The following is a 14,434-nucleotide window of genomic DNA, read 5'->3' as shown; positions in this document are numbered from 1 at the left end:
CCGTACCCTGGTGGAGCTATGACTCAGACTTCCCAGCGCCCCCTCCGTGTGCTCGCCGCCATGTCGGGCGGTGTCGACTCCGCCGTGGCCGCGGCCCGCGCCGCCGAGGCGGGCCACGACGTGACCGGTGTGCACCTCGCCCTCTCCGCGAACCCGCAGTCCTTCCGGACCGGGGCCCGCGGCTGTTGCACCATCGAGGACTCCCGTGACGCCCGCCGCGCCGCGGACGTCATCGGTATCCCCTTCTACGTCTGGGACCTCGCGGAACGCTTCCGCGAGGACGTCGTGGAGGACTTCGTCGCGGAGTACGAGGCGGGGCGCACCCCCAATCCGTGCCTGCGCTGCAACGAGAAGATCAAGTTCGCGGCCCTGCTCGACAAGGCCCTGGCGCTCGGCTTCGACGCGGTCTGCACCGGCCACTACGCCACCGTGGTCCTCGGCGACGACGGCAGCCGTGAGCTGCACCGCGCCTCGGACATGGCCAAGGACCAGAGCTATGTGCTGGGCGTCCTGGACGAGCGTCAGCTCGCCCACGCGATGTTCCCGCTCGGCGACACCCTCACCACGAAGGACGAGATCCGTGCCGAGGCCGAGCGCCGCGGTCTCGCCGTGGCCAAGAAGCCCGACAGCCACGACATCTGCTTCATCGCCGACGGCGACACCCAGGGCTTCCTGGCGGACCGCCTCGGCGGCAAGGCGGAGGGCGACATCCTCGACGAGTCCGGTACGAAGCTCGGCACCCACGAGGGCGCCTTCGGCTTCACCATCGGCCAGCGCAAGGGCCTGCGCATCGGCCACCCGGCCGCCGACGGCAAGCCGCGCTACGTCCTGGACATCTCCCCGGTGAACAACACGGTGACCGTCGGCCCCGTCGAGGCCCTCGACGTGACCGCCCTCACCGCGATCAGGCCCCGCTGGTGCGGCACCCCGCCGTCCGGCCCCGGCACGTACACCGCCCAGCTGCGCGCCCACGGCGGCGAGACCGGGGTGAGCGCCGAGCTCCTCGACGACACGCTCCACGTCACGTTCACCGAGCCGGTACGGGGCGTGGCCCCCGGCCAGGCGATCGTGCTCTACGACGGGACCCGGGTGGTCGGCTCGGCGACGATCGCGACGACGGTGCGGCGGGAGACGGCGGCGGCGGCTTCCGACTGAGGGTCAATCTGAGGGTCAATACACCTAGCGCCGCGCGAGCCTGTGCCCGGCGAAGTCGGCGACATGGATGTACCCGATGCGCTGGTAGAGGGCGTTGCTGGTGGGGTTGTCCGGGTCCGTGAACAGGACGACGTCCGTCGCGCCCGCGGCCAGGGCCGCCCTGCTTGCCTCGGCCGTCACGGCTCCCGCGTAGCCGTGGCCGCGGAGGCGGGCCGGGGTGTAGACGGGGTCCACGCGGACCATGCCGCCGACGAGCGAGGTCGCGGCCGCCATCGAGACGGTAGTGCCGTCCGGGGTCTCCCAGAACGTGAAGTGCCGGTCGCCGAACCGCGAGTCGTCCCAGTTCCCGGCGTCGATCAGGTCGATGGAGGGCTGCTCCCCGACATCGACGCAGAACTCGCGGCACCAGCGCACGACCTGATCGCGCTCCCTGACGCCCACGACCCGCCCCCGGCCCTCCGGCCGCGGCAGCGGGGGAGTGAGCGTGCCGAGACGGTAGAGATGCGTGCGCCAGAAGGGCAGGGACACCGCCCCCGTGTGCCGCTGCCACGACTCGGTGAAGGCGCCGGCGGTGTCGTGGTCCGCGATGACGTGGGCGGGGGAGAGGCCGAGGCCGCCCAGGTGAGCTGCGAGGGCGTCGGTCTGCTCGGGGGACAGGGGAGTGAGACCCAGGCGGCCGTGCGGGGTGAGGTAGAGGATCGCGCGGACCCTGCCTCCTGACTCCAGTCGGCCGAACACGGCGGCTTCGGCGTCGTGACCGGCGACCTCTCGTGTCCGCAGCTTCTCGATGTCCGTCAGGGGCGTGTTGTGCAGGGCGGGGCGCGAGCGCAGGAAGTCTCCGGCCCTGGCGAGGAAGTCGTCAACGTCTTGGGTGAGGTGCCAGCCGTCCGGGAGCATGCCCCATGATCTCGGACGGCCCGCACCAGATGCACGCCTGGGCGCCCCGCGCGGCAACGCCCGACCCCTGGGGGGCGTGACCGCGCAGGGTGCTCGGCCCCCGGCAGGGCGTCCGCCGGCAGCCGGGTCGACGCCCTCGTGGTGGCCGGGGGCGCCGTGTTGTACGTCGACGGCGGCACGGACGCCGCGATGCGCCCGACGGCCCAGCCTTCCGCGCTGCGCCGCTGACCAATGGCGTTCCAACACGGCGGCGGCGGGCTGAGAGGGCCGGGGCTGGCACGCCCGGAGCCCGCGTCATAGGCTGCACGTGCGGATCGTCCGCATGCGGTGTACGTACGACGGGGTCAGCCTCCCCGTCCTGTCGGGAGGCCGAGGGTGCTACTGCGTTTCCGGGTGGCCAATCACCGCTCGATCCGCGATGAGTGCGAGCTGTCGCTCATCGGACCGGATCACGGTGACGGCAATGCCCGAGTGACCGGGCTCCGTCACGACGGGCAGGACGTGTCCGCTCTGCCGGTGCTGGGCATCTTCGGCTCCAACGCGGCGGGCAAGAGCAACATGCTCAGTGCGCTGTCCGACATGCGCCATGCGGTCCGCACGTCGTTCGCCGACTGGACGAAGTCGCCCGGCGTGCCGCGCGAGCCCTTCAAGCTCGACCCCGCATGCGCGGAGGAGACCAGTCTGTTCGAGGTCGATCTCTCCCTCGGCCGGAGCGCTACCCGCTTCACGTACGGCTTCGAGCTCTCGGACGAGCGCGTCGAGGCCGAATGGCTGCACGCCTACCCCGGGGGTAAGCGGGAGACCTGGTTCGACCGCGAAGCGGGTCGTCCCGAGGAGGAAGGCGGGGAGTTCGTCTTCGAGGGCGAGGGCTTCACCGGGAATCGCGAACTCCTGGAGTCCGTCACGCGGCCCGATTCCTTGTTCCTGTCCACCGCCGCCACCCTGAACGACCGCCAACTCTCCGCGTTGCACCGCTGGTTCCTGGACAACCTGTGGCTGGTGACACCCGGCGAGGATGTCGGACACCGCACCAAGTGGACGCTGGACCTCATCGAGCAGAACGCGAAGGACGGATACCGCGAGCGGGTCCTGCATCTGCTGGCCGCCGCCGATCTCGGCGTCACCGGCATGGAGGTCGACCCGGAGACCGGAGCGGTCAGGCTGCGGCACCGCACCGGCGACGGCACCGACACCCCGCTGGACTTTCTCACGGAGGAGTCCTTCGGCACCCACGCATGGTTCGCCTTCCTCGGGCCGATGTTCACCGTGCTCGACAAGGGCGCGGTGCTGCTCGTGGACGAGCTGGACTCCTCCCTGCACCCGACGCTGGCGGCGGAGGTCGTGCGGATCTTCCACGATCCGAAGGCCAACCCGCGTAACGCGCAGCTGATCTTCACCACGCACGACGCCACCCTCCTGGGCAGTGAGGTGCTGGACCGGCCGCTGGGCCGTGACCAGGTCTGGATCGCGGCCAAGGACCGGTCGGGGGCGACGGAGATCTATCCGCTCACCGCCGCCCACCCGAAGGACGGCGAGAACCTGGAGCGCGGCTATCTGCGTGGGCGCTATGGCGGGGTGCCCCGCGTCAGCGCGGGCGAGATCGCCCGCGAACTGTCCTGGCAGGAGGAGAAGGCAACAGCGTGAGTACGCGGGGCGGGCAGCAGGGACAGCACGGTGCCGAGGAGCAGGCGGACGAGCCGCCCCGGCGGAAGCGTAAGAGCCGCAAGGGCGAAGAGAAGCCCCTCGTGGCTCCCGCGCCACCGCCTCCGGCCGATACGCGGGCGCAACGGGTGCTGTACGTCGGCTGCGAGGGCGAGTCCACCGAGCCGGACTATCTCAACTACCTCAACGAACGCTTTGGGGACGGCAGTCTCACCGGCGGACGGCGGTTCCGCATCCAGCCGGTGTTCGCCAAGAACGGGCTGACGCCGGCCAGGGCGGTCGCCAAGGTCCAGGAGAAGGCGGAGGAGGACGAGGCATGGGCCCTCTTTGACAGGGACCAGCACCACGACATTCCCGAGGCGCTGGAACTGGCGGCTGAGACGGGCACCGAGGTCTGCTTCTCGCATCCTTCGTTCGACCTGTGGCTGCTGCTCCACTTCCAGGCGTTCGGCGGCAAGCGCAGTGGCAGCAGCAAGGACGTGGTGGACGCGTTGCGGCAGGCGGACCCGGCCTTCAAGAACTTCGACAAGCGGAATGACAAGAGCGTCAAGGACGGGCGTCGTGAGGCACTGAAAAAGAAGGAGTCCGCCGCCGTCAGCCACGCGCGGAGCCTCGTCAAGCAGTGCGAGCACGGCAGATGCAAGGCGGAGTCCACCCGGAAGGACCGCTACCGGTGGGAAAGGGCGCCCGAGCGCCCCGATCCGCTGATCCCGCACCCGGGCCACGCCACCGACTGCCCGGTCCTCGACCGCGACCCGTCCACCGATGTCTGGCGGCTGCTGGTGAGCCTCGAAATCGTGGACGCCTGATCGCTCGGGAGGCAGCCCGATCCGGCCATCGGTCCGCACCGGATCCGAGGGACGTCTACGCTTCCCTGAGCATCCCGATCCGCTCACCGTACGTACGAAGGAATGGCGCGTGGCCAGAATCACCCTGCCCGAGCTCGAACGGCACCTGTATTCGGCCGCCGACATCCTGCGGGGCCGGATGGACGCCTCCGAGTACCGGGACTACATCTTCGGGATGCTCTTCCTGAAGCGCGCCTCGGACGAGTTCCAGCCGGAGTGGGAGCGGGTGCACCGCGAGCACCTGGAGCGGACGAAGGACGAGACGAAGGCGCTGACGAGGGCCAACGACCCGGATTCGTACACCAGCGTCTTCTACGTCCCGCCCCGGGCGCGCTGGTGGAACGGCCCCCACGTCGACCCTGCGGCCCCGGACAGTCCCGCGCCCGGCATCCAGACCCTCACCGACAAGGTCGGCGAGCGGCTCGACCAGGCAATGGTCGCGCTGAGCGAGGGTAACGAGCGTCTCGCCGGTGTGACCACCCACATCAGCTTCAACGAGGTCGTCGGCACCAAGCCCCGCTTCACCGATGCCGAACTGTCCCAGCTGATCCGCCACTTCACGCTCTACCGGCTGCGCAACGAGGACTTCGAGTTCCCCGACATGCTGGGCGCTGCCTACGAGTATTTGCTGGGAGAGTTCGCCGACTCGGCCGGGCAGAAGGGCGGGGAGTTCTACACCCCGCGTGCTGTCGTACGCATGATGGTCCGACTCGTCGACCCGAAGGCCCAGGAGTCCGTCTACGACCCGTGCGCCGGCTCCGGCGGCATGTTGATCGCGGCCCGCGAGCATGTGGAGGAGCACGGCGAGGACCCGACGCACCTCTCGGTCAACGGCCAGGACAAGAACGGCCCCTCCTGGTCCATGGCCAGCATGAACATGGTGCTGCACGGCATCAGGGAGTTCGACCTCAAGCACGGTGACACCCTCACCGAACCGCTGCACTTCCAGCCGGGTACCACGCAGCTGCGCCGGTTCACGAAGGTCCTCTCCAACCCGCCGTTCTCCCTGAACTACGACGCCTCTCTGGTCAGGAAGGCTGATGAAGACCACGGGAAGCGGATGAAGCACTGGGCGCCGGAGGGCGGCAAGAAGGCCGACCTCATGTTCGTCCAGCACATGGTGGCGGTGCTGGAGGAACGGGGCGTCGCGGCGATCGTCATGCCGCACGGGGTGCTGTTCCGGGGCGGCAAGGAACGCGACATCCGCGAGCAGCTCCTCAGGGACGACTGCATCGAGGCGGTCATCGGCCTCGGCCCGAACCTGTTCTACGGGACGGGCATCCCGGCCTGCGTGCTGGTGCTCCGCCGCCCGCACCGCAAGCGCACGGGCCGGGCGGACAAGGTTCTGTTCATCAACGCCGACCGGGACTTCACGGTGGGCCGGAACCAGAACGAGCTCCGTCCGGAACACGTGGAGAAGATCGTCACCACGTACGAGCAGTGGCGCCAGATCCCCCGGTACTCGCGCGAGGTCGAGGTGGAGGACCTGCTGGCGGCGGAGGCCAATCTCAACATCCGCCGCTGGGTGGACAACTCGCCGCCCGCCGAGCCGCAGGACGTACGGGCGCACCTCTACGGCGGGGTCCCGGTGACCGAGGTCGCGGACCGGGCGGAACTGTTCAGCTCGTTCGGTGTGGACGCGACGGAGCTGTTCGCGGTACGGGACGGCGACCCGGACTACTACGACTTCCTGCCGGAGGGACCGGACGCGACGGCGGCCCGCATCCCGTGGCTGGCGGAGAAGAAGAAGTCCGAGCTGGACGAGGTGTACGCCACGTGGTGGGAGGCCCACGCGCCGCTGTTCGCGGGGCTTGCGGCGGACCGTGAGCTGATGAAGCTGCGGAGCGGGCTGCTGGACTCGTTCAAGCGGGACATCGGCGCCGTCGGCGTGATCGACGAGTTCACCACGGCCGGCATCATCGCCGACTGGTGGGCCACCAACCGCTACGACATGAAGGCGCTGGCCGCGGGCGGGTTCGAGCGGGTGCTGACGGGGTGGGTCGACTCGGTCGAGGCGATCGTCGAGCCGGTGATCTCGGACGACGACAGCACGACCCGTAGGACGACGGTCACGGCACTCGACCGCCGTCGCGCCATGGACCAGCCCGTCGTGCGCGTGTTGATCCCGGAGTTCCTGGATGCGGTGACGGCGGCGGACAAGACGGTCGCCGAGGCGGATGTGGCGTACAAGACGGCGCTGGAGGCGTTGGCCGAGGCGAAGGGGCCGGTGCCGGCGGACGGGGACGAGGACGCGGCTGCGGAGGACGCGGACGGAGTCGAGCCGGAGGAGGACGCCGCTCCGGTGGCCTCGGCGGAGAAGCTTGCTGAGCTGGCCGACGATGTCGCCGCGTGCAAGAAGGCGCTGGCGGCGGTCAGGAAGAAGCGGAAGGCCCTGGATGAGGTGTTCCTGCGCCAGCTGCGGGCCGCGCGGGACGTGGTGAGGAACGCGGAGAAGGGTGGCCCGGAGCGGGTGGTCCTGGAGGTCCTGGACACTGACCTCTCCGGGCGCCTGGACTCGGCTGCGGCGGGGCGTCGGCGCGAGTTGGTGGCGGCGTTCCGTGGGTGGGCGGACAAGTACGCGGTGTCGCTTGCCGACCTGGAGGCGGAGAGCGATGGGGCTGCGGGCGAGTTGGGAAAGTGGCTGGAGGAGCTGGGCTATGCGCGTTGAGACTGAGCGCAAGCGCGCTTCTCTGCCGGCTGGCTGGCGGCGGCTGCGACTCGCAGATGCGGGACAGTGGCGGTCGGGCGGGACTCCCAGCACGTCGAACGGTGCCTACTGGGGCGGTGATATCCCGTGGATCAGTGGCGCAAGCATGAAGGACTTCCACGTCACGGACTCCGCACGCCGCCTTACCCTGCTAGGCGCGAAGAACGGGTCGAGACTGGCTGAACCGGGTACGACACTCTTCGTAGTGCGGGGCATGAGCCTCAAGTCGGAGTTCAGAATCGGTGTTGCTGAGCGGCAGGTGGCATTCGGACAAGACGTCAAGGCCTTGATCCCCGCCGACGGTATTGATCCCCATTTCCTTGCTTACGCGATCCGGGTTCGTACGCCGGAGATCCTGAGCATGGTCGAAGAGACCAGCCATGGCACGGGCCGTTTGGACACTGCACGCCTCAAGGAACTGGAAATCGGCGTCCCGTCGATGGACGAGCAGCGCCGGATCGTCGCCGTGAACGTCGCCTTCGAGCGGCGGATCGGCGGGCTGGAACGACTGCTGGCCAAACTCAGAGACGTCAGTGACTCGTTTGCCACCCAGGCGATGGCTGCGGCTCCAGGTGTAGTGCCGTTCGGCACGTGGCTTCAGCGTATCGAAGCAGGCAAGAGCCCGATGGCTGAGGACACTCCCGCTGGCGACGAGCAGTGGGGAGTTCTCAAAGTAAGCGCAGTGCAACCTGGCCAGTTCAGGGCGACAGAGAACAAGGTTGTTCACGACTCCGGCTTGATCAATCCGCAGTATGAGGTCAGAGCAGGCGACCTACTCATGACACGAGCCAACACTGAGCAACTGGTTGGCTTGGCGTGTATCGCTAGGAACCCGCCTCCACACCTCATGTTGAGCGACAAGACCTTGAGGCTTGTCCCGGATGAGACGGTCGCTGAACCGCAGTTCATGGAGCTGACACTGCTGAGTCCTTCGGTTCGCAGACAGATTAGAGCGATGGCGACTGGCACGAGCGGCAGCATGAAGAACATTGGGCAAGATGCAGTGCGACGGCTACTAGTCCCGGACGTGCCCGCGAAGGAGCAGAAGCGGGTCGTTGCGGTTGTCGCAGCCAGTCGGCGGCGCGCCGAGGCGGTGATGAATCAGATCGCGAAGACGCGCGTTGCCCAGCGCGCAGTGTCCGAAGAATTGCTCAGAGGCGCTGTGTGAACGTCAGGGCGTAAGTGAGTCTGGCTCGTGATGTTGCCTGGACGGAGTCGCGAGTCGGCCCGCCTTGAGCTCTCGTGTGAGTGCCCCTAGCGCGGACGGACTCGCCACCAGGAAGTTGGCGGGCCTGTCGCTTTCGCGGAGCGCGACCTGCTCGCTGTCTACTGCGGCGACCTCGACACAGTTGTTCCCACCTGCATCGGAGAACGACGACTTCACCCAGTGCAGGTCGGACACGTGAGGCACCTCTTACAACTCCTTGACGACGGAGCGGATGAAGCTCCTGGACTCGGAAGGAGTCAACGCCACCTTCTCGACCAAGTCCAGTTTGGTGCGGAAGTTGGCCAGCTGTGTAGGCGAGTCGATGAACACCGCTCCGGTCGGCGAGTCCATCTGCACTGTGTCCAAGTGGTGGTTGGGAGCCTCCACGTAAAGAACGGAAGCGTCACCGAGGAGCGGGTAACCGCCCGCTGCGAACGGGATGACCTGGAGCGTTACGTTGGCGCGCTCGCCGGCGTCCAGCAGGTGCAGCAGTTGGGCGCGTGCGGCGCTCCGACCCCCGAGCTGCATCCTGATTGCAGCCTCGTGGATCACGCCGGAGTACGGGACTCCGCGGTCCTTCGTGATCACGGACTGGCGGGCCATGCGGTGTGCCACTCGTAGTTCAACTTCCAGGCGGGGGAGTGCCGGGACGAAGAGTTCGAAGATGGCGCGTGCGTGGTCTTCCGTGTGGAACAGGCCAGGCAGGTGCGCTGTCTGGACCGTGCGTAGGCGAACGGCGTAATTCTCCAGGGCCGAGACGTCCAGAAAGCCCGGCGGGATCTTGCCGCGGTACTCCTCCCACCAGCCCGTCCTGCGTCCACCGGTCAGTCCTGCCAGTGCGTCGATCAGATCAGGTTCGTCACATTCGTAGATGCTGCCCAGACGCCTCAGGCGCTCCTCGCTGATGCCGAACCTTCCAGCCTCCACGTTGGAGATGACCGTCCGATCGGTTCCCAGTAGGCCTGCAGCCTCCGGCGCTGTCATGCCGGCAGCTTCGCGAAGCCGCCTCAACTCGATGCCGAACCGGCGCTGAAGGATGGTGGGGGCGTGTCGTGGTGCCATGTGTCGTCCTCGTTCTCTGCTGGACCCGCGCACAGTGTTTCGGGCGGAAACGGCGCGGTCCACCGAAACCGGCAAGTTAACCCTTCGGAGTGACTTGGTAGCACTGTTATGAGTTCGACCTCTACTCTCTGATGAGCGCCACTTGCTCACCGTTATCGACGGAAGTGCACCGATCCACCCTGCCCGCCCGGGAAGCAGGCCAGGACCGGCATTGCCACCGCAACTCGCGGCTCACCAACCGCAACCACCCCTGGCGCAAGCCCACTTCACCCACCACTCGCACCCCAGGAGGTGCCCGTGAGGACCAATCCCACCCCCACCGCCCCGCACGCCCCGTACGACGACGCCCCGTACGCGCTCCACCCCGCCCCCATCCCCTTCGCCGACCCCTGGAGCTACGAACTTGTCTTCCCTCATGACCCGCGCGGCCCCCGCATCGCCCGCACCATCCTCCGAGCTGTCCTCGGGGCGCACGAGCTGACCGAACTCAGCTACCGTGCCGAGCTGTTGACCTCCGAGCTGACCACTAACTCCGTGCGGCACTCCCAGGGGCACGCCGGGGTGCGGCTCCAGTGGCAGCATCCGGTGCTCAGGGTCAGCGTCTGGGATCTGAGCCCGGACCTTCCCAAGCCCTACAGGCCGGCCGTCGGTGCCGAGGCCGAAGCGGGGCGGGGCATGGCCATCCTCGAACTTGTCGCCGACCGCTGGGGCGGATGTGCCATAGGGGAAGGGGAGTTGGGTTCGGGCGGCAAGACCATCTGGTTCGAGCTGGCCCTCGCGACCTGACCGCCGCCCCTCCCTGCCCGCTGGACCCATGGCGCCCTTCGCCCCTGGCTCGTCCGGTGTTGCGCCGCCGGTACCGGCATGGTTCGGTGCGGGGCCCCGGCGGCGACTGGCGTCATGCGAGCCGACAGCCCCCGCCCGAGTCCGGGCAAGCGGCATGGTTTATTCCGTCACGGGAGGGCGGAATATCGCATACATGTCAAAACCGTTGGGTTGGGTGGTCATCCTTGCCTTAGTGATCTGGAGCGTGTTCGCGTTTCAGTGGATGGATAAGGGGTGCGACGTCGTGCAGGCGTACAAGGCCGTCTTCACGTACGGGACACCGGAGGGGCTGGAGTTCCTGCCGGCGTGCAACACCTGAGCGGCCTCATGGTCTGAGGCGAACCACTCGCCAGGCATCGGCGGACCGCCACTTCCCTCCCCGCCGCCCTGCCTCGCCCCCCCGCTCTCCGCCCCTGGCTGATCCGGCCCCCGCCGGTAGAGTTCCGCGTACACCCATACGGGTGCGGGTGGGACGTACGGTGACGGGCGCGCGGGGAGACCAGGCATGGGGCAGCCGGAGTACGACAAGACCGAGAAGCCGCTGACCAGGCAGCTGACCGCCATGGGGTGGACGCACCTCGAAGGCGGCACGCCGCGCGGCACGGTCACCGAGCCGGGCTCTTCCGGGCGGACGGGCTTCGATCAGGTCGTCTACGCGCAGCGGTTCCGGGACGCCGTGGCCCGGATCAACCCGGGCCCGCACGGCAAGACCTGGCTGTCCGACGCCCAACTGGATCACCTCCTCGCCCGGGTGCTGGGCAAGGCGCCGGGATTCGGAAGCCCGGGGAGGGGTGTTGCGGGCAACCTCGATGCGACCGAGCTCCTGCGCAAGGGGATCCCCTCCCGGACCGTCCCCGGCTGGACCAAGGGCAAGCCGGAGCACATCAAGCTCGTCGACTGGGACGGCGAGTTCGAGCACGGCAACGACTTCCTCGCCGTCTCGCAGTTCCGGGTGGAGCGTAAGGACGCCGAATCCGTCATCCCAGACATCGTCCTGTTCGTCAACGGTCTGCCCTGGGTCGTCATCGAGTGCAAGGCCCCCCTGGTGTCCGCCCGGCGGGAACAGCGCGCGGCGCTGGACGCCGCCGTCGAGCAGGTCATCGGCTACGCCGGTGTGGACGCGCCCCAGCCCGTCGCGGAGTTCGTACGCTTCGCCCAGATGCTGATCGGAACGGACCGGGACCACGCCGAGCTCGGCACCGTCACCGCCGACTCGCTGCACTTCGCCCCCTGGCGCACCACTCTGCCCGCCACCGAGGAACAGGTACGCGAGGAGGCCGGCAGGAGCCGCGGCACCGCGCTCAGTGACCAGGACGTCCTGGTGGCCGGTGTGCTGAGACCGGCCCACCTGCTCTCCCTGGTTCGGGACTTCACCACGCAGGCTGGCAGCGGTCCTCGTACAGTCAAGATCATCGGGCGCTACCCGCAGTTCAAGGCCGTGCACAAACTGGCCCAGCGCCTGCTGGAACGGCGCAGGAAGATCGATGCCGGTGAGCCGGTCGACCAGCGGGGCGGAGTCGTCTGGCACACCCAGGGCTCGGGCAAGAGCCTCACCATGGCCTTCCTCGTCCGGCATCTCCGCAGCACAGCCGGGCTCAAGAACCACAAGGTCGTCGTCGTGACGGACCGGCTCGACCTGGAGAAGCAGATCCGGGGGAGTCTCGCGTCGAGCAACCAGAAGATCTACCGGGCGTCCAGCGTGGCGCAGGCGCGCAGCTACCTCGCTGTGCCCGTGCCCGACCTCGTACTCGTCACCCTGCAGAAGGCGCGCAGAGACGACACGGAGTACGACGGCCGGGAAGAGAAGCTTCCCGAGGTGGACGACGACGGCCACCTTTACAACAAGGCGGAGAACACGAGCTCCGAGATCGTCGTCCTGATCGACGAGGCCCACCGGGGGCAGGCCCAGTGGCAGCACGCGCGACTGCGTGCCATGCTGCCGAACGCCATGATGGTCGGCTTCACCGGAACCCCGATTCTCAGCGAGGACCGGAAGACCACCGAAGACATCTTCGGCCCGTTCGCCGACCTCTACACCCTGCGCGACGCCGAGCGGGACGGTGCAGTGGTTCCTGTGCGCTACGAGGCGTACAGCGTCCCGCTGGAAGTGATCGAGAAGGCGGCGCTGGACGCCGAGTTCGACGAGAAGGTGCCCGAGGACCCCAAGCAGCGCGAGCGCGTCCTGGAAAAGTTCGCGCGGCGCAAGGAGATCCTCGAAGCGCCCTCCGTGATCGAGGCGAAGGCCGACTACATGCTGCGGCACTGGGCGAGGAACGCGCTGCCCGACCGCTTCGGCGCCCAGCTCGCAGCCGTCTCACGACTCGCGGCCGTCCGCTACCGGGACGCCCTTCTTGCGGCACGCGACCGTCTGGTGGAGCGGATCGACGCCCTCGATCCAGCAGACGTCCACGATCCGATGGCGGCCTTCCAGGCCGAGGCGGAGAAGCGTGAGCTGCTGGATCTGGTCGCTCACCGGGACCTGCTCCGGTCCATCGATGCCGCCGTGGTGATCTCCGAAGCTCAGCCGAACAGCGGGCGTAAGGACCCCAGGACATGGAAGTGCTGGACCTCGAAGTCACAGCAGGACGGCTACATCGAGCGCTTCCAGAAGGGCCTCGGTGACCCGTTCGCCGCTGCCGATGACCCCGCGTGGAAAGTGTCCGCCCACGGGACCTCGGCTTCCGGTCTTGGCACGCCCGGCGGGGCGAGGGAGGAGTGGCACCCGGATGGGCAGCAGCCGGCCCCGCCGGTGAACGAGAGCGAGGAACCGGGTGAGGCTCCCATGGCTTTCCTGGTCGTGCAGTCGATGCTGCTCACCGGCTTCGACGCCCCCGTCGAGCAGGTGCTCTACCTCGACCGCGCGCTGTCCGGCGCGGGGCTGCTCCAAGCGGTCGCCCGCACCAACCGCCCGTACCGGAACAAGCGTTGGGGGCAGGTGGTCGACTTCGTCGGAATCGGCCCGGAGCTGGCCCGTTCGCTCGGGGAGTACGAAAAGGCGCACCTTCGCGAGCTGTACGGCTACGACACGTCCGTCGACCACCTCGACAAGAAGACGTTCACGGGCGGCCAGCCGGTCCGGGACCGTCTGCTGCTCCAGGCCGACGCGGCTGCCGACGCCCTGCTCGCGGATCTGCATACCCATGTCTCCGGCTTCCTGGACCGGCTGGGCATCACCTCCCTCAAGGTGGAGGAGCAGCGGGAGGATCTGCTGGCCGCGCTTGAGGACCCGTTGCTGCGCGCCGATTTCGACGAGCTCGCACGTGACTTCCTCAGCGCCCTCAACGCCGTACTGCCGCGACCCGAGGCCCTGAAGTACGAAGCGTTCGCAGGGCTCCTCGGCGAGGTCCAGTACCTGGCCCGCCGCCGCTACCTCGACGGCCGTGACGACTTCAGTCCGCGCCGCTACGGTGCCAAGATCCGGCAGCTGATGGCACGGCACCTGAAGGTGACGAACATCGAGCAGCGAGTTCCTCCCATCGAGCTCACCGCCCCCGACTTCATGGAGCGGGTCAACGCCAACAGCGATGCCCGTACCCGGGTCTCGTACATGTCCAGCTCGGTGAAGGTGCGCATCGCAGCCGAGATCGGCTCCGACCGAGCCCGTTACACCCGCTTCAGCCGACGCCTCGACGAGATCCTTGAGCAGATGCGGGACGACTTCGAGAAGGCCGCCTCAGAGCTCACGCGGCTGGTCGGCGACATGAACGAGAACGAGGCCGTGGAGGCAAGCGAGGGAAGCGGTCTCGACCCGTGGACCGAGCGGCCGGTCCACGGACTGCTCGTGCAGGAACTGGAGGAGGGTGCACTGACTCCGCCGGGTGCCGACCTGACGGCAGCTGCGCGTGCCCTCACCGTGGAGATCGCGGGGCATGTGCGCTCACCGGACATCGTGCACCTGGCGGATACGAGGGACCGTGTCCGCAAGCACCTTCGGGACAGTCTGGAGAGGCATGTCTCCCTGGACTGGGAGGACACCGGCCCGCTGGCCGGACTCCTGGTGGAACTGGCCGTCGAGCGCCGTGACGACTTCCTGCGGTACGGGGAGCGTCATGAGCGCTGAGTGAGGGGCGT

At 68.3% G+C, this 14,434-nt stretch carries 10 protein-coding genes; 7 read left to right on the top strand and 3 right to left on the bottom strand.

Annotation, left to right across the window (positions count from 1 at the left end):
• Positions 1 to 18 precede the first annotated feature (18 nt).
• Entirely contained in the window at positions 19 to 1,155 is a 1,137-nt protein-coding gene (gene mnmA / locus ABZ434_RS18165; RefSeq protein WP_359137224.1) for a tRNA 2-thiouridine(34) synthase MnmA, read from the top strand.
• A gap of 24 nt (positions 1,156 to 1,179) precedes the next feature.
• Here mnmA and ABZ434_RS18160 read toward each other — a convergent pair whose 3' ends face one another.
• Entirely contained in the window at positions 1,180 to 2,052 is an 873-nt protein-coding gene (locus ABZ434_RS18160; RefSeq protein ID WP_359137221.1) for a GNAT family N-acetyltransferase, read from the bottom strand.
• A 375-nt stretch (positions 2,053 to 2,427) separates the two neighbouring features.
• Here ABZ434_RS18160 and ABZ434_RS18155 point away from each other — a divergent pair, with 375 nt between their 5' ends.
• The 4 genes from ABZ434_RS18155 (at position 2,428) to ABZ434_RS18140 (ending at position 8,437) form a co-directional block, all read left to right on the top strand.
• Positions 2,428 to 3,696 carry an AAA family ATPase gene (locus ABZ434_RS18155; protein WP_359137218.1) on the top strand — a complete coding sequence of 423 codons (1,269 nt, stop codon included), beginning with the start codon at positions 2,428 to 2,430 and terminating at the stop codon, positions 3,694 to 3,696.
• Positions 3,693 to 4,523: an RloB family protein gene (locus ABZ434_RS18150; RefSeq protein ID WP_359137215.1), complete on the top strand. Its 831-nt coding sequence runs from the start codon at positions 3,693 to 3,695 to the stop codon at positions 4,521 to 4,523. Before ABZ434_RS18155 ends, ABZ434_RS18150 begins: the two co-directional genes overlap by 4 nt.
• A 109-nt stretch (positions 4,524 to 4,632) precedes the next feature.
• Positions 4,633 to 7,230: a class I SAM-dependent DNA methyltransferase gene (locus ABZ434_RS18145; protein ID WP_359137212.1), complete on the top strand. Its 2,598-nt coding sequence runs from the start codon at positions 4,633 to 4,635 to the stop codon at positions 7,228 to 7,230.
• Positions 7,220 to 8,437, top strand: coding sequence for a restriction endonuclease subunit S (locus ABZ434_RS18140; RefSeq protein WP_359137210.1), 1,218 nt, complete (start codon positions 7,220 to 7,222; stop codon positions 8,435 to 8,437). Before ABZ434_RS18145 ends, ABZ434_RS18140 begins: the two co-directional genes overlap by 11 nt.
• 3 nt (positions 8,438 to 8,440) lie before the next feature.
• Here ABZ434_RS18140 and ABZ434_RS18135 read toward each other — a convergent pair whose 3' ends face one another.
• Positions 8,441 to 8,653, bottom strand: coding sequence for a DUF397 domain-containing protein (locus ABZ434_RS18135; protein WP_359137322.1), 213 nt, complete (start codon positions 8,651 to 8,653; stop codon positions 8,441 to 8,443).
• Between the two features lie 30 nt (positions 8,654 to 8,683).
• The gene (locus ABZ434_RS18130) at positions 8,684 to 9,538 is read right to left on the bottom strand and encodes a helix-turn-helix transcriptional regulator (RefSeq protein WP_359137207.1); all 855 of its coding nucleotides are present in this window, start codon (positions 9,536 to 9,538) and stop codon (positions 8,684 to 8,686) included.
• 297 nt (positions 9,539 to 9,835) lie between these two features.
• Here ABZ434_RS18130 and ABZ434_RS18125 point away from each other — a divergent pair, with 297 nt between their 5' ends.
• Positions 9,836 to 10,324 (top strand): ATP-binding protein, encoded by a 489-nt coding sequence (locus tag ABZ434_RS18125; RefSeq protein ID WP_359137204.1) that lies wholly within the window; start codon positions 9,836 to 9,838, stop codon positions 10,322 to 10,324.
• 544 nt (positions 10,325 to 10,868) lie between these two features.
• Complete coding sequence (locus ABZ434_RS18120; RefSeq protein ID WP_359137201.1) at positions 10,869 to 14,423, top strand: type I restriction endonuclease; 3,555 nt, start codon at positions 10,869 to 10,871, stop codon at positions 14,421 to 14,423.
• Positions 14,424 to 14,434: the final 11 nt, after the last annotated feature.

The sequence above is a fragment of the Streptomyces sp. NPDC005761 genome (genome assembly GCF_040630635.1).
GTDB lineage: Bacteria > Actinomycetota > Actinomycetes > Streptomycetales > Streptomycetaceae > Streptomyces.
Note: the sequence above shows the minus strand (reverse complement) of the source record. Positions and strands in the feature narration are given on the sequence as shown.